At 70.9% G+C, this 21,377-nt stretch carries 18 protein-coding genes; 1 reads left to right on the top strand and 17 read right to left on the bottom strand.

Going from position 1 to position 21,377, the window contains the following annotated elements:
- Positions 1–33: 33 nt before the first annotated feature.
- The 17 genes from ACIBEC_RS33155 to ACIBEC_RS33075 all read right to left on the bottom strand — a co-directional run bounded on the left by ACIBEC_RS33155 (position 34) and on the right by ACIBEC_RS33075 (position 19,402).
- Positions 34–255: a hypothetical protein gene (locus tag ACIBEC_RS33155; RefSeq protein ID WP_360500856.1), complete on the bottom strand. Its 222-nt coding sequence runs from the start codon at positions 253–255 to the stop codon at positions 34–36.
- Positions 256–292: 37 nt separating this feature from the next.
- Positions 293–1,192, bottom strand: a complete 900-nt coding sequence (locus ACIBEC_RS33150) for a type II secretion system F family protein (protein ID WP_360500853.1) — start codon at positions 1,190–1,192, stop codon at positions 293–295.
- Complete coding sequence (locus tag ACIBEC_RS33145; protein ID WP_360500851.1) at positions 1,189–2,085, bottom strand: type II secretion system F family protein; 897 nt, start codon at positions 2,083–2,085, stop codon at positions 1,189–1,191. Before ACIBEC_RS33145 ends, ACIBEC_RS33150 begins: the two co-directional genes overlap by 4 nt.
- Positions 2,082–3,659 (bottom strand): ATPase, T2SS/T4P/T4SS family, encoded by a 1,578-nt coding sequence (locus ACIBEC_RS33140; protein WP_360500848.1) that lies wholly within the window; start codon positions 3,657–3,659, stop codon positions 2,082–2,084. The genes ACIBEC_RS33145 and ACIBEC_RS33140 overlap by 4 nt, the downstream gene beginning before the upstream one ends.
- Positions 3,652–4,467, bottom strand: a complete 816-nt coding sequence (locus ACIBEC_RS33135) for a hypothetical protein (protein WP_360500845.1) — start codon at positions 4,465–4,467, stop codon at positions 3,652–3,654. The genes ACIBEC_RS33140 and ACIBEC_RS33135 overlap by 8 nt, the downstream gene beginning before the upstream one ends.
- Complete coding sequence (locus ACIBEC_RS33130) at positions 4,467–5,159, bottom strand: SAF domain-containing protein (protein WP_360500842.1); 693 nt, start codon at positions 5,157–5,159, stop codon at positions 4,467–4,469. Before ACIBEC_RS33130 ends, ACIBEC_RS33135 begins: the two co-directional genes overlap by 1 nt.
- Positions 5,160–5,212: 53 nt before the next feature.
- Entirely contained in the window at positions 5,213–6,154 is a 942-nt protein-coding gene (locus tag ACIBEC_RS33125; RefSeq protein WP_396289588.1) for a hypothetical protein, read from the bottom strand.
- Positions 6,148–6,522, bottom strand: coding sequence for a hypothetical protein (locus ACIBEC_RS33120; RefSeq protein ID WP_396289586.1), 375 nt, complete (start codon positions 6,520–6,522; stop codon positions 6,148–6,150). The genes ACIBEC_RS33125 and ACIBEC_RS33120 overlap by 7 nt, the downstream gene beginning before the upstream one ends.
- 34 nt (positions 6,523–6,556) lie before the next feature.
- A complete protein-coding gene (locus tag ACIBEC_RS33115) occupies positions 6,557–6,700 on the bottom strand; it encodes a hypothetical protein (protein ID WP_396289584.1) in 144 nt (47 codons plus the stop codon).
- A 595-nt stretch (positions 6,701–7,295) separates the two neighbouring features.
- Entirely contained in the window at positions 7,296–10,184 is a 2,889-nt protein-coding gene (locus ACIBEC_RS33110; protein ID WP_360500835.1) for an ATP/GTP-binding protein, read from the bottom strand.
- On the bottom strand, positions 10,181–10,846 hold the full coding sequence (locus ACIBEC_RS33105; RefSeq protein WP_360500832.1) for a hypothetical protein: 666 nt from the start codon (positions 10,844–10,846) through the stop codon (positions 10,181–10,183). The genes ACIBEC_RS33110 and ACIBEC_RS33105 overlap by 4 nt, the downstream gene beginning before the upstream one ends.
- 17 nt (positions 10,847–10,863) lie before the next feature.
- On the bottom strand, positions 10,864–11,973 hold the full coding sequence (locus ACIBEC_RS33100; protein WP_360500829.1) for a C40 family peptidase: 1,110 nt from the start codon (positions 11,971–11,973) through the stop codon (positions 10,864–10,866).
- Positions 11,970–14,774, bottom strand: coding sequence for a hypothetical protein (locus ACIBEC_RS33095; RefSeq protein WP_360500827.1), 2,805 nt, complete (start codon positions 14,772–14,774; stop codon positions 11,970–11,972). Before ACIBEC_RS33095 ends, ACIBEC_RS33100 begins: the two co-directional genes overlap by 4 nt.
- Positions 14,771–17,371, bottom strand: coding sequence for an ATP-binding protein (locus ACIBEC_RS33090; RefSeq protein WP_360500824.1), 2,601 nt, complete (start codon positions 17,369–17,371; stop codon positions 14,771–14,773). Before ACIBEC_RS33090 ends, ACIBEC_RS33095 begins: the two co-directional genes overlap by 4 nt.
- Positions 17,368–17,916, bottom strand: coding sequence for a hypothetical protein (locus ACIBEC_RS33085; protein WP_360500822.1), 549 nt, complete (start codon positions 17,914–17,916; stop codon positions 17,368–17,370). Before ACIBEC_RS33085 ends, ACIBEC_RS33090 begins: the two co-directional genes overlap by 4 nt.
- A gap of 59 nt (positions 17,917–17,975) precedes the next feature.
- Positions 17,976–18,308 (bottom strand): hypothetical protein, encoded by a 333-nt coding sequence (locus ACIBEC_RS33080; RefSeq protein ID WP_360500819.1) that lies wholly within the window; start codon positions 18,306–18,308, stop codon positions 17,976–17,978.
- Positions 18,308–19,402 carry a hypothetical protein gene (locus ACIBEC_RS33075; protein ID WP_360500816.1) on the bottom strand — a complete coding sequence of 365 codons (1,095 nt, stop codon included), beginning with the start codon at positions 19,400–19,402 and terminating at the stop codon, positions 18,308–18,310. Before ACIBEC_RS33075 ends, ACIBEC_RS33080 begins: the two co-directional genes overlap by 1 nt.
- 1,716 nt (positions 19,403–21,118) lie before the next feature.
- Here ACIBEC_RS33075 and ACIBEC_RS33070 point away from each other — a divergent pair.
- On the top strand, positions 21,119–21,298 hold the full coding sequence (locus ACIBEC_RS33070; RefSeq protein WP_360500813.1) for a hypothetical protein: 180 nt from the start codon (positions 21,119–21,121) through the stop codon (positions 21,296–21,298).
- Positions 21,299–21,377 lie beyond the last annotated feature (79 nt).

Raw genomic sequence — 21,377 nt, 5'->3', positions numbered from 1 at the left:
TTCTCCTGCGGGAACCGGTGAAGGGTCGGTGGACTACTTGATCGCGGCTTCCTTCTCGGTCAGCTTCGTGCCGATGTAGGCGGCCAGGCCGATCGCGGCCAGGACGAGTCCGCCGATGAGCAGCGCGAGCTCGATGGACATGCCCCCGTAGTCGCTTCCGCGGGCGCGGGCGGAGCGGGCGGCACGCAGCCGGTAGAACTGGTGGCGCATCTTCACCTGGAAGGCCTGGGCGACGGGGTCGGAGAACTCGGGCATGACGAAGGTCCTTTCGAGGGCAGGGTGAGGGCCGCGGTCAGGCGGCCATGATCTGGGTGATGGCGGGGAAGGCGATGTACAGCCCCATGATCAGGACGAGGGCCGTGACGGGGACGATCATCTTTTCGGAGACGATGTTCGCGCGGGTCTGCTCCTCGGCGAGCAGGGTGCCGCGCAGGCTCGCGGCCTGGGCGGCCAGGGTGGTGTAGACGGACGCGCCTTCCTCGCCGGCGATGGCCATGATGTCCGCGGGTGCGCCGAGTTCGGGGACGCCGAGTTCGTCGCTGAGCTGGCGCAGGCCCTCCCAGGGGGAGAAGCCGCCCAGCTCGGAGCGGGTGAGAGCGTCCCTCAGACGGACGAAGACCCAACCGTCGCCGATCGCTGCCGCCTTGTGCAGGGCTTCTGACGGTCCGGCGTCAGCGGCGCGTTCGAGACACACGAGTTCCAGGTAGGAGGCGATCCCGTATCTGAACTGGCGGCGGGCCTCGCCAGCCTCCTCCTTCACGTTCATGTCGGGCACCATCCACAGCAGCGGCGCGAGCCCGAGCGAGACCAGAGCGGGCACCGTGAACGGCAGGCTGCTGCCGGCCAGGGAGATCACGGCGGGCACCAGAGCCGGGAACAGCAGGCCGATCAGGGCGAAGCCGATCTTCTGGCCGAGGTGGTACGCAGGGGTTCGGCCCAGAAGCTCCAGGTCCCGGCGGGGCATTCGGAAGGGGCCCTCGCCGACCTGGCCGAGCAGGCGTCCTCCGAGACGCTCCAGCAAGGAGCTTGCAGCTCGGACCGGCTTCGGGTCGAGGTGCTCCAGGCGGCGCGCGTCCATACGGCGCAGGACATCCCCGAGATCGGGGCGCGCCCGGGTTGCTCCTGCCACGGTGACGGCCACGCCCAGGCCGGTGACCGCGCCTGCGGCGATGGCGGGTGCGTTGGCGATCACCGGTCATCACCCTCTCGGTCGGCTGCGGGCGCGAGGATCCGGGGTGCCGGCTTGGCCAGGGACATGCGGCGCATCCAAATCAGGACCAGGACGAACGCTGTTGTCAGGGCGAGCAGGAAGACATGCCCGGTGGCCGTGCTGTAGGGCTCGACGTACTTGCCGGAGACGACGCTCAGTCCGAAGACACCCAGGCAGATCAGGGCGATCCACCGTGCGTTGGCCCTCGGCTTCTCCCGGTCGGCTTCCACGGTCTCGCGCATCCGTACTTCCTCGGCCACCTGGTCCGCCAGCTTCTCCAGTGCCCGGCCCAGGCCTGCGCCCCGGTCCTCGACATGACCGATCATCAGCGCGGCGACGGCGTCGGCAGTCGCGTCGTTCAGCTCGTCGGCGAACGCCCGGTAGGCCTCCTGCGGCCGCCATCCGGCCCCGAGCCGGGCTGTCAGCCGCGAAATCTCGGAGACCAGCTTCGGCGGGGTACTGCGCAGACTCGCCGTGACCGCGGCTTCGAGGCTGGTGCCGGCGGTGTGAATGTTGCTGAGCCGCCGGACCCACTCCTCAAGAGCCTTCAGGCGTTTGATCTGCTCGGTGCTGCCGCGTCCGGGCTGCAGGATCCACGGCATGCCGATGACCGCGGCGGCGGTCAGCAGGCCACCGAGCATCCAGGAGGACACCAGCCACACGGCCAGCCCGGCGACTGCGGCCGCGGCGAGAACGAGGCGGCCGCGGCCGCGCAGCCCGGCCGACGCAGCGGCCAGGCGTCGCTTCAGCGGGCCATCGGGGCGGGCCACGGGGGGTGCGTTCGTGCCCACTGCACCTGCCACGGCCACCACGATCCCCAGCACGGCGACCGTTCCGCCGACGGCCGCGACCAGGACATCAGGGGTGATGATCACAGCTCTGCCACCGTCCGCAGCGACTTCTCCCAGGCCCCCCACGGCTGCTGCATGATGCGGCGGTCGAGACCCGCCCGCTCCAGGTCGCCGATGCACTGCGGGAGCATGTGCGGCACGGCCCGGGGCTCCCGGCGGCCGGACGGCTCGTATCGGGGGCCGAAGATCGTCTGGCGGGACGGGATCCCGCGTTCGCCGACCCCGGTGATCTCGACGATGTGGGAGACGAACCGGTGCCGGCTGCCGCCGATGGCTGTCTCGTCGACCAGGCGGATGAAGACGACGAAGTCCACGGACAGCGCGATCTTCCGATAACCGGACTCGGCGCTGAGACCGGCCTCCTCGACGAGCTCGACCAGCCGCTCGATCGTCATCTCCGCCGACTTTGCGTGGATGGTCGCCATTGACCCGCCGTCGCCGCTGTTGAAGGCCTTCAGCATCGGCAGCGCCTCCGCACCACGGACCTCACCGACGAGGACCCGGCGCAGCGACATGCGCAGCGACTGCACGAACAGGTCGGTCAGGGCCACCTCGCCGATAGGACGGCCGTCGGGGCCGCGCTCTCCGTTGCCCAGTCGGGCTTCCAGGGCCACGACCTCGGGAGCGTTGGGATCCTCGTGCAGCCACAGCTCGAAGCTGTCCTCCAGGGTGCCGATCCGCTCGCTCCGGGGGATTTCCAACGCCATGGCCCGCATCAGGCTGGTCTTGCCCGCGCCCATGCTGCCCGCGATGATCACGTTCTTGCGGGCCCTGACTGTGGCGGCGAGGAAGGCCTCCAGCGTGGAATCGAGCGTGCCCCAGGCCCGCAGGTCGGCCAGCCGCTGGGAGCGGGTGCGGTGACGCCGGATCGCGACGTGGGTTGTGTCGCTGATGAAGGCGGTCGCCGCGAGCCGAGAGCCGTCCGCGAGCCGGGAGTTGAGCATGGGAGTAGCTGACGTGAGGGTGCGCTCGCCCTGCCCCTGCGTGCGTACGACCTGGTTGATCAGGGAGATGAGCTCCGCCTCGGACTCCGCGACGGGGCCGACCTCGCGGGAGGCACGGTTGCGGTAGTCGACGCGGACCTCGGTGCCGCGGATCAGGATGTTCTCGACGTCCGGGTCCTCCAGCAGGGGCTGCAGGCGTCCGGCCTGGAAGAGCTCCTGGAGGACTGCCTTGCGGACGGCCTGTTCCCCGGCTGTGGTGAGGGCGGCCGCGGTGGCGGCGTAGTCGGTGGCCCATACGCTGACGACGCTGGTGACCAGTGACTGGCCCAGCTGGAGCCGGTCGTCCCGGGACATGCCGGGGGACTCGGCGGTGGCGGCGGCCAGCCGCTCGGCGACGAGGGACCTCAGCTTCGCGATCTCCCCGTACGGCACGGGTAGCGCGTCGGCGTCCGTGACGACCACTGGCCCTGGCCGGATCTCGGGAGTGACCGGACCCGGGCGGACCGGGGCAGCGGAAGGCGCCTGCTGCGGGGCGGCCGGGCTGACGACGCGCCAGCCCTGGCCTGCCTGCCCCGCCAGGAGTGCGTCGCGGAACCGGGCCGTGCGGGAGCCGCCTTCCTCCACATCAGCGGAGGGAGTGATGAGGTCAGACACGCGCCACCTCCTGGGCCGGCCTCGGAGCCAGCTGCACCCGGCGGCGGGTGGCATCGAGGGTGAGCTGCTCGTGAGCGGTGCGCGAAGCTCGGATCAGCGGCGCCAGCTCGAACCGGCCCCGCACCGAGCCGCCCGAGTCGAGCGCCGTGGCAGTCGCGAGGTCATGAGGAAGGGTCGCCACCACCGGGACGTTCAAGGCATTTGCGATCTGGCTGGCCTTGAGCGGGCCGTCCTCGATCACCACGAGCCGCAGTGCACCGGAACCGGCGCCCTGCCGGTCGAGGTCCTCGCGCAGCACCCGGATCACGGGGGCGGCCGTCGCCACCGACTGGGTGCTGGCGCGGACCACGAGCAGGACCAGGTCAGCGCGGCGCAGCAGCGGCGCGGGGGAGTAGGTGGAGCTGATACTCGTGGCTGACTCGACGACCACGCGGCCGGCGTCGACCAGGACGTCGTAGCCGTCCTCCTCCATCACCCGCAGAAGGCGGTGCAGCGGATCCCAGGTGCCGGCCAGGGACGGGGTCTGGGTCGGATCGGTCAGACCGGGCAGCAGCAGCCGCTGACCTGCCTGGTCGAGCGGCACGAGGTGCTGCTCGAAGACCTCGGCGAGGGTGCCGTCCCGCTGGGCGGTTGCCAGGCGGTGCAGGCCGGTCGCGGCAGTGGTGTGCCCCTGAAGGTATCCCGTTCGGATGGTCCCGCCGGCCGGGTCGCACTCGGCCAGCAGCGTCCGTTTCGGGCTTGAAAGCGCCAGAGCCAGCGCGGTGGTGGTGACTCCGCACGACTTCGCGGAAACCAGGGCGGCGAGCATCAGGGCCTCGCCTTCAGGACGAGGGCGATGCGGCCCGTGGCCGCCCACGACGCGACGACCGGACTGTCCACCGGGCTGACGGCGAGGTCGACGACGCGTGCTCCGTTGGCGTCTGGTTCACCGACCTGGAGCACGACGGCGGCGATCGTGGACGGGCGTGCGGTCGGGGCGCTCTTGTCGTCCTGGGGCCCAGGAGTGGACACGACCTGGACCTCGTCGCCGGCCTGCAGAGATTGGGCAGGCGACTGGCCTGTCTTCGTGAGGACTCCGACGGTGTCCTTTCCGGCCCGCAGCGGCTGGCCGGAGCGCACCGAGGCGTCAGTGACGAGCGTGCCGGCCGGAAGGTCCGCGGCCGCGGCCTTCCCGAGGATGTCGTGGGCGCGGGAGACCGGCACCGGGTGCAAGGCGGGGTCCGCGATGACGAAGGCCGACTTGAGGTCGTCGGCCGCGATGACCTTCCCTGCCGGGATGGGGTGGGCCACCGCGATCACCTCCACCCGGTGGGCGGCCTTGAGGTTCACGTAGGCGGAGGTCAGGCCGCCGACGGCGACCAGGGTCACGCCCAGCGCGATGAGCGCCGGCCGACGGCTCCGGCGCGGCCCCGGGTCTGCCACGGGCAGCGGCCCGGACTGCTTGTCCTTGGCGGCGTCACCGGCCGGGGCGCGCCGCGGCCTGGTCAATGTTGAAGCCATTCGAAAACCTTCAAGTGTCAGATGAGTTGACGACGTAGCGGTGCCGCGCGCGCCTACTGCGTGTTCAGTGCCTGGGCCTCGGCGATCGTCACCGCAGTCGCCGCCTGGCGGTCGGTGGTGATCCGCCCGCCCTGGCCCGTGGTCGCCGTCCAGTCGACGACCCATTTGCTCGTCGCGTTGATCTCGTACTGGCCGGCCTTGGTGTAGGTGTGGCCGCACTCGGGCTGCGCGGCGCCGTACTCGGGCAGGTAGGGCTTGCCAGGGCTGCGGCAGGTTTCTGTCGCGCCGTCGCCGGTGGTCCAGATGATGCGGTCCACGTGCGCGGTCGCGGTCACCGTAATGCCACCTGCTGACACCGAGGCCACCTTCGGGCCCCAAGTCGTGTCTTTGACAGCGGTCCACAGCCACACTGGCAGCCCGACCAAGGACTTCGAGCCCGGCTTCGGGGCGATGCCGATGTCCGCCCCCGTCAGGCGCATGCTCTCGACGGCCTGCTGCGCCAGCTGAGCCGGGTCGACCATCCCGCCCAAGCCGGGAGGGGGAGTGGCACTGTAGATGTCACCGCTCATCAGCTCAGCACCCTTGGCCAGGCACGTGCGGCTGTACAGCGCCCCCTGGCCGGGCTGCCAGTCGGCCGGGGTGCCGGCCGCGATCTTCCAACGGATGCTGTCCGCCGGAGGCTGAGGGTCCAGGGCCTTCCAGTAGCAGCTGTCGTTCGGGTTGAACCACCCGTACTTGTCGACGGAGCAGGCGACCTCGGCGCCGTCGATGACACACCGTGCGCCTCCTCCGCCTCCGCCGCCTCCGCCACCGCCGCTCGGACCGCCTCCTCCGCTGCCGGGCTTCGTCGTTCCGTCACCCGCGTGGAGATCACAGTCGAGCACGTTGGGCGGGCAGCCCGTACCGGCATCAGCCCATGCCGCCGAGGCCGGCAGCATCACGGCGGCCACCGACAGGACCCCGGCGGCCACCGCCGCCCGGGCGGGTCTCAGCACGACTGCTCCCGGTCGATCGCCGACTCGCCAATCAGCCACTGGCCGTCGATGCGCTGCGCCACGGAGTTGTAGACGTGCCGGTGGACGCCGTCCGTCTCGCTGGGCTTGCCGGTGGTCTTGTTGGCAGGCAGGAAGTCCGTGCTGTCGATGCAGTCGCGGATCGTGACACGGGGAGGCATGGAGGCCAGATCCACAGCCTGAACCTGCGGGTTCAGTTTGGGCTGGCCCTTCACCACGAGGTTGTTCTTGGTGTAGTAGGCCACGGCGATCTTGATGTTGGCGAGCGCCTTGTCCCGGGTGTACGTCTCCAGGTTGTCGACCCCGTCGAGTGAGCCAGCGTTGTACGCCTTGACCGTTACGTCCCACATGCCCTGGTAGGCCACCAGTGCGGCGGTCTTCGCGTCAGCCGTCGGGTCGGCCGTAGGCGTGGGCGGCGCCGGAGAGGGCGGGGCTGCTGCGGTCGAAGGGCTCGACGGTGCCGCCTCCTTGTGCGGCGACGATGAACAGGCCGTCAGCGCCACGGATCCTGCGACCAGGGCGATGCACACCAGACCCTTGCGTCGTAGCGCACGTGCCACGTGAACCCCCTCGATGTTGTTCGGTCTCGGACCAATCTCGAGCGGACCGCTCGTCAAGTGGAGTGGCCCCCCATCCCCTAACCCCGCGGCCCCCTGTGGCGTCACCCTCGCGGGCTCGGCCGGCGGCGGTGAAGGCGGCCTACCGGCCCCCTGGGGACGGAGAAGTCGCTGACTTCACAGTGGTACCGCTCCGTCACAATAAGCCAGTTTCGGCCAAGATCCCAGAGCTATTTTGCGTGTGTGCTGACCGAGGCAGACGACATCTCCTGTAGCTGGCAGGCAGGTTGCGGCATTTGTCTCAAGCGCGCCCGCTTCTGCCGTAGCCGACCTCGGGGCGCCGTGCCCTTCGACAGCCAACCATCGTGGCTTGAAGCAGCCGCTCTGTCCTGAGTACACGTACTCAGAACAGAGCGGACACCGGACCATTCCCCCGACAACGTGCGGCCAGGGACCGTCGAACCGCCTGCTCAGGCCGACCCAAGGACGGCTGGAACCGCACGCGGCCCGACCCCAGGACTGTCTCCAAAATCACCTATTCGGCCCACCCTGCAGGCCGTCCAGGACTACTTGCGCTGGGGCCTGCCCGGCCCACGCCGGCCCTGCCGACCCGCCCAGCCAGCCCCGGCCGCGACCGGTGCGCTCTGCGCACCGCCGTCAGGCGCCGCAGGCTTCTTCGACGACGCGTCCGCAGGCTGCTTCCGATCCGCCTGCAGCTGTGTCCCGTCCGCAGCAATGAGCGGCTCGGGGCCCGTGAACTGGAGCACCACGTCATCCTGAGCCGCCGCCCTGTCCAACAGCTCCCGGAGGCTGCGCGAACCCATCCGCTTGTCCGCCGCCTCGACCATCCCCGCCACCTTCTTCGGGCGGTAGTACGTCGAGAACAGCTCGGAGACCTGAACACCCTGCACCCGCAGCGGACCCACCCGGTTGCCATCCGCGGTCACCTGCACGTAGTGCCAGAACCGGGGAAGATCAGCGATCTGACCGGGCGACACCGCGCCGTGCCACTCGTCGGCCACCGCGCGCACCGCCGTCATCGAGCCCGACGTCGTGCTCACCACGCTGGAGTTCTGCATCACCGACTCCCGCGTCGTCTGGCTGATCCGGCCGAGCAGCTGCGCCATCACGTGCAAGCGGCCCTTGAACTTCCTCAACTGCTCGGAGATGGCCGCGAAGGTCGGCCCACCCGCCGGGTCCAGCGAGATCAACTCGTCGGCGAACGCATGGAACGGCCGACGCGCGTCCTCCTCCAGGTCCCGCCGCGACAGACCCGCGCGCAGCAGGTCCTGCATGATCATGCTGACCAGCAGCCGGTCCGACGGCCCGGTGCCCTCCAGGCACAACCACACGATGTGCCCCCCGTCCATGGCCTCCCGCAGGTCGTACGTTCCCACCGGCGACCCCAGAAACGCCCGCGTCACCTCGTTCGCCGCCAACCGGTCGATCGGGTTCAGCACCGGACCCAGCACCTCCGCCACCTGGTAGGCCGCGAACGTCGACCGCCACCACTTGCGCTGCTCCGGGCTCAAGTGCTTGATCAGCGCGTCCCGCCACTCCTTGTCCGTCAACAGTGTCCGGACCTGCAGCAACGTCGCCTGAGCGTCCGGCCGGCCAGCCTCGACGGCCCGCTGGTTGTGCACCACCAACGCCTCCACCGCCTTCGTCACAATGGTCAACGCACGCGGCGCCGCCGCATCACTCCAGCTCAACGACGTCGCCAACGCGTCCACCGCCGCCGTCACCACCCGGTTCACGCTGCGCCCCGGCTCCATCGCCAGGATGTTCCAGCACGGCAGCACCGCCCCGGGCTGCTCCGCGTGCGCCAGGTCGACCCGGCGCACGCGGTCGGCGAACACGGGGTGCGCCAGGTAAGGCGCCGCCGTGGTCCAGCTGTCGCCGTGCGGGTCCACGAACATCACGCCGAACCCGGCGGCGGCCAGAGCGATCGCCCGGGTGAGCGCGGTCTCGGTCTTGCCGTAGTTGGACTTTCCCAGCGCCATGGAGAAGAGGAACTCCTCCTCGCGGGTGGCGATCACCCGGCTGCTGCCGTCGGAGTTGATGAGCCGACCGTGCGGCACGAGCGGCTCACCCGGGACGTAGTCGGGCAGCTCGGAGGCGAGGATCGGCATGACCGCGTGGGCGGTCGGGGGCTTGAGAAGCCCGGCCAACTCGCCGACGTGCAGCCAGTTCGGCTTCCGGGGAGCCACCTGCCCGCTCGTCCACCTCCGGTCGAAGGAGGCCCGCCGGTGCCAGCTGTTCGCGCCCCAGCTCCACTTCAGGAACGACCGGCCGTCCACGCCGAGTCGACTGTCCTGGCCGAACACGTCGAGTCCCGCGCTGAGGCGCTCCAGCAACTGCCGGGCCCGACCCTCGCTCTGCGAGGCGCAGCGCACCAGCAGCTGGATGCGCACCAGGCCCGTGTCGCTGTGGAGACGGCCCAGCGCCTCGGCCGGCTCGACGGCCCGCGGCCGCGGGGTGGGCATCCGCGCCGACGGTGACTTCGACTTCGGGTCGAGGAGGCTGAGGAGCTGGTAGCGCAGCGAGTCCTCGGCGTCGGCGGCGACGATCGCCGCGTTCCGGGCGGCCTTGCGGGCGGCCTTGCGGCTGTTCTCGTGCGCCTCGTGCATCAGCCTCCAGCGGCGCAGCTTCATCTGCCAGGCGGGAATGGACTGGATGTCGAGGACGACTTCGGCGAGGTCGCCCTTCTCGGAGCGGATGTCTGCGACGGCGTCGATCAGCGGCTGCAGTGGGTCCGGGTTCAAGGGGACCTCGCGCAGCGCGGCGGAGGGACGTCCCTTGAGGATGAACTCGGCGCGTACGGCGTGCAGACGTTCGTCCGGCTCCGGCTTCGCCAGGTTGACCTCGTGGCCCTGGGCCTTGGCGGCCTTGGCCTCGGCGCGCCGCTGCTTGGCCTCGGCCTTGAGCCGCTTCCGCAGCGCCTTGTCCTTCTTGTCTCGCAGGTCCTTCGCTGCCTGCTCGGCCACGGGGTCCGGCGGGGCCTCGGCTTCAGCGACGTTCACCTCCTGGAAGCGGCTGTCGCTGAGCAGGGTCGCGGCGGCCTTCGGTCCCTCGATCGCGTACTCCAGGGGGACAGTGCCGTCGGCGCGCAGGTGGAGGCGGACCCGGCGGGCCCCTCTCGGCGCCCACCACGGGCCCTTGCCGGCCGCGCGCATCAGCAGCGCCGTCTGCCGCCAGATGTCCTCGGCGCTCGGGTCGAACCTCCGACTGGGCGTCAGGACGAATCGGCTGCGCAGCGCGAGCGCACGGCGGGTGAGGAACTGGTGGAGCAGCCTCGCGGCGATAGCCGGAAGTACCAGGATCGCCAGGAGCAGCCCGGAGTGGTCCCCGCACCAGGCGGCCGCGTCGGCCAGCCAGGAGAGCACCGACTGTGCGGCGTGCAGGGCGGTGAGCAGGATGTTGTTGTCGTGCTTCGCGGGGGCGGGGTGGTTCATCGGACCGGCTCCCAGTTGCTGGCGGTGCGGGTGAGGTGGACGGTTGCGGGGCGGTGGTCGCCATAGGAGCCGGCGGGGGTGGTGCCCACCCACAGCAGGTCCACCTGGACCCGGTCCGGCCTGTCCTGCTCGGTGTGGGCGGCGGTGGCCTGGATGCGCACGTTGCTGTAGTAGAAGGAGGCGGCGGGGCTCTGTTCGGCGGGGAAGTAGCCGGGCCAGCGGCTTCGGCCGGTCCCGGTGGTCTCCGCCGTCCATACCTCGCCGGCCAGGTGTGTGAGCTGGGCGGCGTCGGCGGCGGGGAGGTCGCTGGGGTGGTCGCGGGTGAACGCGGCCTGGACGGCCGCGTCCCCCTCGGGGCCGTCGCCGGCAGCGGCGATCCCCGAGGGCATGGCGGTGGCTGTGGGCTGGGTGCTTGCCGACGGCGCGCTCGCGGAGACGGCGGCTGGGGCCGCAACAGGTGTATTGGGGGTCGGTGGAGGCTCCGTGGAGGGCGACTCCGCAGAGCCGGTGTCGGTGGGGCCGGGTTCCTCGGCGGCCGGCGCCGTCGCGGCTGGGGCGGCGGCCGTGGGGCGGGTGGGCGTCCCGGGGACCAGCAGGGCCAGACCCGTCACCAGTAGCACGGCGGCGCCCAGAGCAGGCAGGAAGACAGGGTGCTTTGACATGATTTGAGGTGATTCCTTCACTGGACGACCCGGGCTCCGCCGGCGTAGTCATAGGTCCAGACCGCGGCTTGCTTCACGTGGTCACCGGGCTTGGGGGCATTGATCATCTGGCCGCCGCCTATGTAGAGGCCGACGTGGTAGATCCCCTCCGAGCCGTTGCCAAAGAAGACCATGTCGCCTGGTTGAAGGGCGGCGATGCCGGCGGAGGCGGGGATTCGCTGGCCGATACCGGCCTGCTGGTCCGCTGTGCGCGGCAGGTGCACGCCGACCTTGCCGAACGCGAACAACATCAGGCCGGAGCAGTCGAACCCCAGGACCTTGGAGCCGTCCTGACCGCCCTTCGAGCAGCAGACGCCGTACGACTTTCCCTGCTCGTTACCGCCGCCCCAGGAGTAGTCGACGCCGATCTGGCTGGCAGCGGCGTTGATGACCTGCTTGACCGTGTCGGAGACGTCGCCGGTCGGGACGCTGCTGCCGAGGCTGGTGTACTGGTGGATCCAGCCGATCACCTCGTCCACATACGCGGACGAGTAGTTGTAGGAGTAGATGGCCTTCTTGAGCTGCTCGGTGTCGGTCAGGTCTCGGCCGTCGCCGCACAGGTAGAGGGCAGTCGCAAGGCTCTCGTCGTCCGCGTTATTTGGGTTGGCGCCGCCGCCGGGGCGTACCCGGTCTGCGTACCCGGCGAAGGTTGCGGGGAGGAACTGCATCGGGCCGACCGCGTGGTCGAACTCGGTGTCGCCATCCCACCTGCCGCCGTCCGAATCGCGAACTGGCGTCGTGTTCCCGCCCTTGCCCGAGCCGTCCAGCCGCAGGCCGATGATCGGCGGCGTGATGAGTCCGTCGTCAGCGATCTTGTGGCCGTCGGCATGGTCCGACTCGACCTTGCCTATCCCTGCGATCACCTGCCAGGCCATGCCCCTGCAGCCCGGGACCAGCGTGGACATCATTCCGGCCGCCCGGACGTAGGCGGTCATCATGCGGGCGGGGATCCCCCCGACCGACGCCACCGGCGCGGTGGAGCCCGGGTCGGCCGGGTCCACCTCGCTGACCAGGGCAAGCGCGGGCACCACGACGACCAGCGACAGCAGCAGCATCCCCAGGCACCCTGCCTTGCGGAAGGACTTCACCGCTCGGTCCCACCTTCCCTGTCGTCGGCAGGTCCCCCGGCCGTGCCGGGCTCCGAGTAGCCGATGCGGCGGCGCAGTGCCTCCAGTGAGGTCCCGCTCGGTTCGCGCAGCACTTCCGGGCTGACCCGGCGAAAGACCGCAGGGTCCACTCCCGCCGACAGCCCGTCGACGGGTTGGGAGAGGATTTCGCCCGTGGATGTGTCCACCAGCAATGTCCCGTCCACCACCACAGCGGGCGTGGGGAAAGCACCGGGGCCCAGTGCGCCTCGCAGGTCGGACGGACCGGTGTCGACCGCGGCGGAACTGAAGTCCTGCGCGTCGGCGGCGGGGTCGTCGGCAGGCTGCGGGTCTGCCGGGCGGCCAGCGTGCAGCACGGTTCCACTGGGGTTGGAGCCGGCCTCGTAGAAGGGGTAGTCGTCGCCGCGGCCGCGGGCGTGCTCCCAGGGCTCGCCGGCGCGGGTGTGCCGGGGACGTTCGGGAAACGCGGCAGCGGTGTCGGTGACGTCCTGGCCGTGCAGCAGGTGGGCGGCGGCGACCAGCGGGGCGGCGGCGAGACCGGGAGCGTGGACTCGTCCGGCGATCGCTGCGGCGTAGTAGGCGTAGTTATAGCCGGTCTTGACGGCGTTGTAGCCGCCCTTGGCGATCTTCCCGGCTGTCACGACGTCCTTGGACCAGTCCTTGAGGCCCGCCTTCTCGTCGCCCCACCAGCTCTTCGCGACTTCGGTGTAGTGGGCGACCTGGTCGTCGACCTTGTTCCACATCCGGTCATTGGCGCGGTTGACGCGCTCCCAGGTCGCGGGCAGGCCGACAGTGAGATCGAAGCCCAACTTCCCGGCCTGGCCGCCCCAGATGGCCAGGCGGCCGACCCGGGTGCCCAGCAGCCGGTTATGCAGGACGTGACCGAACGGAGTGACCTCATTGCGCGGATCGTGCAGGATCTGGCCGTTCTCGTCCATGACCATGGGGCCCTTGCCACCCTCGGGCTTCATCCGCCTGGCGAGCTTGTCCGGCGGCAACGGGTTGCCGACGACCAGCTGGTGGGCCATACGGCCGGGCAGCGCGAGGGCCGACATGCCGCGGCGCAGCTCGCCCGCGGTACCGGCGAGCATCGTGCCGGCGCTCATGGGGCCGAGGCCGGGGTCGGCGAGCGCACCGAGCCCCTGAGCGATACCGGCTTTGCGCATCAGGGCGGCGTGCGCGGGGGAGCCGCCGCCGAACATGCCGCCGCCGACTCCGAGTCCGAGGCCTCCCGCTGCGCCGCCGTAGCCGCCGGGCGCGAGCCCGCCCATGGCCTGGGACATCGCCAGGCCCAGCCGGGCGTCCTCGCCGGACATGGAGGAGCCGCCGATCCTGGCGTAGCGCATGCGGGTCGCGAAGCGCTCGCCCACGCGGCCGGCCGCCGCCAAGATCCTGCGGTGGGACACCAGGACCACGAGCGCGAAGCCGTCCAGGATCAGCAATCTTTGGATCATGACGGTCTGCTGCGGGGAGTTGAGGATGCCGTCGGCGCCCAGGGCGAACATCGGGAGCATCGTGGAGACAGCGAACTCGGTGACGATTCCGGTCATGAAGACGCCGCTCCACTGCCAGGCCGCCCTCCTGTTGCCGCCGGGCAGCATCGCCCAGATCAGGGCCACGGGCGTCATGGTGGCGGCGATCACGTCGGCGAACTGGCAGCCCAGGTGGACCAGCGCCATGCTCAGCACGACGATCGCCACGATCAGCACGGCCAGCAGTACCAAGGCCACTCCGGCGGTTCGGTCCCAGTCGGAATTGACCGCGAAGTTGTAGACGTCCTTGCCTTCCTGGCCGTGGCCGTCCTTCAACTCCTTCTTCAATGCGTCCCACCCGTTGGACCCGTGGTCGCAGGCCACGTCCGAGCCGGGAAGCGGCAGCACGTCGTCGCAGTTGCCCTTGGTGGCCATCTGCCCGTGGATGTAGCGGTCGTGAGTTCCGGCCAGCCAGCTGCCCTTCTGCGGGATCTGGCCGTACTGCAACAACTCGAACGGCTGCACGACCAAGGTGCGAGTCATGATCACCCGCATCGGGCACGACGGGTCGTCCTTGTCCTTGTCCGAGCTGCATCCCGGGTCGGTGCCGTTGATGTTGGCTGTCATCTGGCCGACTTCGTGCGCGGCCAGCTGGCTCTGCGCGAGCGGGCCCTGGGGGCCCAGGATCGAGTGGGGGGAGAGCGCGGGCAGGGTGACGGTCGTGGCGAAGAGCAGGGTGAGAGCGATCTCGCCGAAGCCGCGGCCGATCTTTCCCCGCATCACCAGGATCAGGCCGACGGCGAAGCCGGCCGAGAGGAAGAGGGTGTAGAGCCGCAGGTCGTTGCCCATGAGGCTGTAGAACGCCGTGCTGAGCCGCTGGGCGGTCTCGACCAGCGTGGACACGACCGGGAAATTGAACACCCAGTGGCTCGTCCAGCACATCAGGCCGACCAGCAGCCGCACGATCGCGAAGCCACCGCCGATCAGCAGGTTGCACACGTGCGATCGGATGTCCGTGGCCCCGCCGGGATCTGACTTCAGGTCGTAGGAGTCGAGCGGAGCGCCTTCGGAGGACTCGACGTTGAGCGGGGCGAGGATGCCGCCGGTCTCGGGGGTGCCGTCGTCGGCCCCCGCGAGCTCGGCACCGGCGAGCATGAACAGCACCGTCATCCCGATGGTCATCAGGACCGTCCGGCGGCCCGGCCAGTACGCGGCCAGCCAGCCGCCCGCCGTGCGCGCCCGCCGCCGGACCGCGCCAGACAGGGCCTGAGCCCGGCGGACCGCGTCCGCCCACCTGATTGCGCGGGTCATCGGGCACCCGCCGTCTCCAGCACCTTGCCGCGTCCGGCCAGCGAGGTGTCCTTGCCCGGGGTGGTGAAGATCCCCGCGTAACGCGCGATCCGCGGGACGATCACCTGGATCTGACCGATCCGGCCGCGGCCGTCGTGCAGGAGCATCTCGCCGACCCGCCGCCGGTTTCCGGTCGGGGACAGGCCGGTGACCAGCTGGACCAGCGACTCGTCCTCGCTGGGCAGGTTCAGGAACGCCAGGCCGCGCCGTGCCATCGCCTCATCGCCGGTGCGGGCGAGCAGCCGGTAGGTGATCAGGCCCTGGATGGTCTCGTCCCCGAGGTCGAGCGCGTCGTGACCGCCCAAGTACATGCCCGCCCAGTGCTTTCGGCCGTCGTGCGCGAGCTCCTTGACCAACGCGTGGCCCTCCGTGCTGCTGGTGAGCCAGTAGCACTCGTCCATGACGACCGGGCAGAACCGGGTGCGGTCGGAGAACGCCACGTGACGGGAGATCGCGGCGATCACGTACAGGACCGCGCGGCCGATCAGGGCCTCCAGCGGCTGGGTGCGCAGCACCTCCGGCCGGGCCAGGGCCTCGCGCGGAGGCAGCGTCAACCCGGAGGTCGTGAAGACGACCAGGTCCCCGGCGAGGTTGCCCAGGTCCAGAGCAGGCAGGGACGGATCGAACAGCATGGCCGCCAGCGGGCGGTCCGAGACGGTGTGCAGCAGGTCCAGCACCTCGGCGGCCGCGTCCCCCCTCGGGCCGCTCTCCTGAGAGATGGCCTCCAGCTCGGCCAGGACCAGACCCATGTACGGGCGGGGCGCGGCCGCGGCGGCCTTGACGGCACGGCTGACCGCCGCGCCCTGCAAACTCATCGGCTCCAGGCACAGCTGGAGGTTCAGATAGGACAGCGCAGCGGCCTCGCCCTGCGCCGGCGGAAGGACGCGCAGCGGGTCGATGCTGACCTCGGCGCGCGCGGCGTCGATCACCTGGCTGCGCCCGGGAGCAGCGGTGCGGGCGAAGTCCGCCCATTCGCGCTGAGGGGTTCGGTCGATGACGATGGCCCGGTGCCCGCGGTCGACGACGTCGGCCGTCAGCCGCTTCAGCAGCACCGACTTGCCGGATCCGAGATCGCCGATCACCGCCAGGCTCGCGGCGGCGTCGCGCAGCGGCGCGCCGGCCAGGTCGAGCAGCACCGGCCGGGTGGTGCCGACGTCCAAGCTCTGGGCGATCATGCTGCCGGTGCCGTCGCCGATCTCACCGCTCGTCAAAGGGCCCGACAACGCGAAGTCCTCGCTGAGCTGGTACTGGGTGCACTCCCTGGCCCGCCACGCCGGGGCGGCGCCGGGCAGACCGAGCGCGAACAGGCGCCCCTGCCCGCCCCGCGGCCGGATGACGCCGTAGTCCGCGCCGGTCAGCCTCGCCTTGAAGTTGCGGGCCCGCTCATCGCACTCCTGCGGGGTCGGACCCCACACGGTGAGCACTGTGCGGGACTGCACCTCGCGCTCCACGCTGGTGCGGCCCAGCCGGGCCTCCTGCTCGCCGAGCGTCTCGACCGCCCCGTAGATGGTGTCGGGCGCGCCGGTCGGGTGCGCCGCCCACTGATCGGCCTGGTCGACCAGCTCCTTCTTTTTCCGGGCGATCTGCCGGCGGGCCTTGGCCGAATCCACGATCGTCAGGTCGATTACCGCGTCGACCGGGTACTCCAGCCTCTCCAGCTGCGCGAGGATGTCCGCGCTGGACTCGATCACCGCCTCCGGGATCTCCTCCAGCCCCATGTGCGACTGGTAGCCGATCCCGTCCTCGGTCTCGACCTCCAGCCACAGCCGGCTCAGCGCGCTGCCGTCGAACCGGCTCGCCAGCCACCGCCGGACGCCCACCCACAGGCCTTCGCCCTGCTCCCGCCCCTCGGCCTGGGCGGCCGCGTCGCCGCCCTCCAGCACCCGGACCTGGCCCAGACTCGCGTAGCTGGGGCTGCGCAGCTGCGCGCCGACGAGCTTGCCGCCGCGCTGGCGGCTGACCTCGGCGTCGGCCAGCAGCGGCTCGGCCTGCCCGCGGTGCACCGCGTGCTGGTGCATCCACACGATCTCGGCGGGCCGGGCGGGCCGGATCTGCAGGCCGCCGCCGAAGCCGGTCTCCAGCTGCCGGGCCACTCCCCTATATAGGGTCACCTCGCTCTCGGGCACCGGAGCGGCCGCAAGCCCGGCCTGCTCCTCGAACGCGGTCCACATCGCGCCCCGGGCCTGCGCCCACTGCGCCGCCCGACCCGGAGCCTTCAGCGGCACCGCCAGCCACAGCGTCCGCCGGTGCATCTCGCTGCCCTCCAGCATTGCCTGCGAGATACGGGCGATCTCCTCCGCCTCCGGGTGGGCGTCCAGGTCCACCCCGGCCGTCATCCGCGCGGCGACCTCCCACGGCTCGACCCGGGCGCACAGCGAGTACAGGCGCGCCGTCCCGCTCAGGGAACGGACCAGGGCGGTGACCCGGGAGAGAACCTCCTGGCGCTCCAGCGCCGAGGCGTAGCGGCTGCCGATCGGCTCGATGCGCCACACCGCCCACACCGTGCCGGACACGGCCCACACAAGGTTGTTGTGGATGTGCCTGATCGCAACCCTCATGGCCGGTCCTCCCTCGTGGACGTCGTGGACGTGGTGTCGGTACGCGCCGCTGCGGCGGCGAGCATCTGCTGAAGGGGTGTCGTCGCCGGCCCCGGCCGGGCCGCGGCGGGCTGCGACGCCGGGCCTGCCCGGCGGGCCGGGGCGGGGGATGGCTGCGTGGCCGGTGACGGCGGCCTGCTCTCGGTCGGAGCCCCGGCCGACTCGCTCTGCGGTGCGACGTCGTCGTCTTCCCGGATGCCGAAAGCGCCGGTCATGACCACCGGGCGAAGGCTGCGCACGGCCCGGCCGTTGATTCGCCCGCGCTTGGGGGCGGCGGCCATGGACAGTGCATCGGCCAGGGCAGCGACCGGGGAGCGGCCGGCGATCCGTGAGTGCCGCGCGGCCCAGATGCCGAACCCCCAGGCCACGACCGGAACCGGTCCCAGGACCGGCGCCCACCAGGTGGCCGTCTTGATCAGCAGGAAGGCGCCGATCGCCGCGACCGCGAGCTGGGGCGGGGTGTACGGACCCATCGGGATCCGCCAGTCCCCGAGCTTGCCCAACACCCACGGGTGCCTCCGCGCGCGGGTGTACGAGCGGCCGATCCTGGGACGCGCGGCCCCGCTCACAACGCGCCCTGGAAGGCAACCGTCGGAAGCGGGGGAGCACCGATGCTCGGGTCACCGGGGATCTGCACCGAGGTCTTGCCCGGGTCCTTGTACTCGGTCTGGAACATGTCGCTGATCACGAACCGACCCGCGAAGATGCTCCAGCAGATGACCAGTCCGACAGCCCCACCGATCGCGCTCTTGATCGACATCTTGCGGATCGCGTGGATGATCAGGATCCCGCCGAGAGCGATCATCAGACCGTTCGCCACCCAGTCCAGCAAAGTGCTGCTCCAGCTGTTGCCGAAGTTCTGGACCGCACCGGCCATAGCCGTGTCGTGAGCAGCCATCACCGCACCCCCGCCGTAGTCGAAGGAGCCGGCGAGGGCGAGGTACCCGAGCCGGAAGAAGAAGAGGAAGGAGAGGAGAGGACCGGGGCGAGGGAAGCGACCTCCCACCGCCCGGCGCGCGCCCGCAGACGCAGCGGGTAGGTCAGCGGCCACGCGCCTGCGGTGTCGGTCGCGAGGACCTGAGCCTGGACACTGATCACCGTGCCGTCGGCCGGCACGGACGGCACCGGCCCGCTGGACCCCAGCGACGCCAGCGAAACCTTCGAGTACGAGGCCGCAGGTGCGAGGACCTTCGCCCCGGGGGCCAGGTACCGGCTGGCGTCGCCGGTCCCCGTGAGATAGGCCGTCAGGTACCCGGCCACCGCCTGCTGGAGAGGGCCGTCGCCAATGACCGACCCGTACACCGGAGCGGACGGGTCCCCGGACAGCGCGGCCGGAGCAGCCACCTGAGCCGGCGCCGCAGTGACCGCCAGCGCGTCCGGCGCTCCGCCCGAACCAGAGGACCGCACCACCTCCACCGGCACCGCGAAGTACCGCACCGTCCGCACCCGGTTCTGCGCGTCCTCCCCGCCCTGCGCAGAACCCGGACTCTGCGCCGAACCGGTCGGCTGCGCAGAGCTCTGCACACCGGAACCGCTCTTCGCGCCCGCTGCCGGCAGGAGCATCGTCGCCGCCACCGTCACCTGCCAGGTGCGCACTCCAAGCGGAGCACTACGCACCGCCACCACACGCTCAACGGTCGCCTGCACACCCGAGGCGGGCCGCGGCAGCTCCACGCTCGGTGCCATGGTGCGCAGAGCGTCCAACTGCGGACCGTCCTGGGAGCTGCGCAACCAGAGGTCGATGAACTGCTCGGCGTAGCCGCTCGGCGGGGAGACCGCGGGCGGCGCAGCGACGGCCGGGGCCATCGGCGCGGCCGCCGCGCCACGGAGCGCGGCGAAGGACAGTCCCAGGGCGACGGGGCTGGCCGCCAGCGCCGCCCAGACGCCGGTTCGGATCGCGAGGGTGCGGCGCTGGGCGCGTCGCAGGTCCCCGCCCGAGGCAGCGGTGGCAGGGGCCGGCGCGCGGTCGCGCCGGGAGAACAATGGACTCACGGGGAGGCTCCAGGGTCAGTGGATCAGCTGTCGACCGAGGGAACCCCGCACTCCTTGACGTACTCCTTGATGATCAAGGCTCATTGGATAACGCCTTTGCAACGGCGGCCGTCAAGGCTCTGACCTGCACGTTGTCGCGTCATCAAGGTGAGCTTGGCTGGCCATCAAGGCGACCACGGTGGGCCATCAAGGTATGGACGACGCCTTGATGGCAGTGCCGGGCCCGGCTGCGACTCCTTGATGGCCTTCACAGGGCGCACCTTGAGGCCGTATCGGGCCGGGGCGGTCAGCCGCAGCGGGTACTCCAGCGGCCACTTCCCAGCGCGGGCCTTGCCAGGCCGTCGGCCTGTACCTTCCAGCACCGTCTGACCACCGGCGAATCCCGCGCCCCGCCCGACCCGGCCGAGCGCACCATCGACACCGGCACCGCGAAGTACCGCACCGCCCGCACACCGTCGTCCGCCGCTTGCGGAGACGACGTCGCGCTTCCGCACGGACGCTCGCGGGAAGCGTTGCGGATCGGCTTGCGGAGACGTCCCGCCTTGCGGGGAAGCGGGCGACAGCACGGGCGCGGCCCGCAACCGCGACCCGCCAGGTGCGCCCGCCCGGCGGCGTGCGCGCACCGCAACGTCTTCTCGACTGCGGTGCCGCCCGAGCACAGCCATAGTTCGACGAGCGATCCGCAAGGCCTGTCGGCCGTGCGATCACGACCGGCCATGCGGCCGGGTCGGTGTGCGAGCTGCCCGCCACCCGAGGGACGGCAACTGCGGCGGCGAGCAGCACCGGGCCCGCGGCCAGGGCCGCCCAGATGCCTCCTCGCAGGAGCGCTGCAGCCCGGTGCCGAAGGAGACCGGGGGGAAAGGCGCCCTGGGCAGATCGCGCTGGGAGGGCGAGGGCCCGCCAGGGACCCCAAGACCGCCAGCCGATGCTGTCGAAGGAGGAAACCGCGGACTCCTTGATGATCACGCTCTGACCTGTTGCTTTGGTCGGGCACCAAGAAATGCGATGAATACCTTGATGGAGCATCAAGGTATTCACGGGGCGTTCGTAGAGGGCATCAAGGTGAGCGGCCGGATCCCAGCACAGGACGGTCAGCCACACCTTGATGCCCAGCCCAAACACCTTGATGACCCGGTCTTGTCCAGCGGACTCCTTGATATCCGGTCAGGGAGCAGCTCCGGTCACCTTGATGGCCACCATCGACCGGCGAGCCGCCCCCGCAGCCGAGTGCCGCGGACCCGGGCGGAGTGAGAGCGCCACATCCCCGGCCGTCCATCGACCGCGCCGGCGATGCCGGGTCCGCCATCACGCAGGGCCCACGCAGACGTCCGCCCGTAAGCCGTGCGCGGCCACCATGCCATGCGGCACCGTACCGAGCGGTGCGGGCCCCGGCGCGCAGGGCAGCGACTGGAAGAGGGACGCGGCCGCCCTTTGCGGTGCGGGGCTAACCGGCCCGTCCCGCACCGCAAGGCCGCTCCCCGCAGATGCAAGCGGGCCCGCAAGGGCAAGCCTCGCGACCCCGCAATAGGGCCCGCGAGCGGGCCCGTTCGTGCGCGGCAGCCGCGCCGCCCAGCCGACACACAAGGATCTCGATGGAACTCAACGGCAACCCCAAGGGTGAGCAGCGCCTCGATCAGCCAGGTGTTTCCGGCATACAGATGGGCGGAAACGGCATGGTTGACTGCATCGGACGGAAGCACAGGAGGGGATCTATTCGTGATCACGCTTGTTGGGTTGGCCCTTGCTCTGGGCGGCGGCTGGTTCGCCTTGACCGGAATGGTTCGCCGAGAAGCCCCGTACATGCTCGGTGGTGTCACCCTGCTGGCCGTCGGCGCGGTCATGGCCCTGGGATGGGCTGACTCGCTGATCCGCACTGTTGCCGACCCCTTCCTGTGACCGGCCCCCGGCCGCTGACCGCCAGCGGCCGGCCATCCACAGCGAAGCGCCTCCGCCGACATCGGCGGAGGCGCTTCGC

Origin of the sequence: Kitasatospora sp. NPDC051164 (assembly GCF_044455625.1) — a bacterium.
In the GTDB taxonomy this organism is placed as follows: Bacteria; Actinomycetota; Actinomycetes; order Streptomycetales; family Streptomycetaceae; genus Kitasatospora.
Note: the sequence above shows the minus strand (reverse complement) of the source record. Positions and strands in the feature narration are given on the sequence as shown.

Coding starts and splice junctions, on each gene's coding strand:
- ACIBEC_RS33155 (WP_360500856.1), bottom strand. CDS start 255: ATGCCCGAGTTCTCCGACCCCGTCGCCCAGGCCTTCCAGGTGAAGATG.
- ACIBEC_RS33135 (WP_360500845.1), bottom strand. CDS start 4,467: ATGCTCGCCGCCCTGGTTTCCGCGAAGTCGTGCGGAGTCACCACCACC.
- ACIBEC_RS33130 (WP_360500842.1), bottom strand. CDS start 5,159: ATGGCTTCAACATTGACCAGGCCGCGGCGCGCCCCGGCCGGTGACGCC.
- ACIBEC_RS33120 (WP_396289586.1), bottom strand. CDS start 6,522: ATGTGGGACGTAACGGTCAAGGCGTACAACGCTGGCTCACTCGACGGG.
- ACIBEC_RS33110 (WP_360500835.1), bottom strand. CDS start 10,184: ATGAACCACCCCGCCCCCGCGAAGCACGACAACAACATCCTGCTCACC.
- ACIBEC_RS33105 (WP_360500832.1), bottom strand. CDS start 10,846: ATGTCAAAGCACCCTGTCTTCCTGCCTGCTCTGGGCGCCGCCGTGCTA.
- ACIBEC_RS33095 (WP_360500827.1), bottom strand. CDS start 14,774: ATGACCCGCGCAATCAGGTGGGCGGACGCGGTCCGCCGGGCTCAGGCC.
- ACIBEC_RS33090 (WP_360500824.1), bottom strand. CDS start 17,371: ATGAGGGTTGCGATCAGGCACATCCACAACAACCTTGTGTGGGCCGTG.
- ACIBEC_RS33080 (WP_360500819.1), bottom strand. CDS start 18,308: ATGGCTGCTCACGACACGGCTATGGCCGGTGCGGTCCAGAACTTCGGC.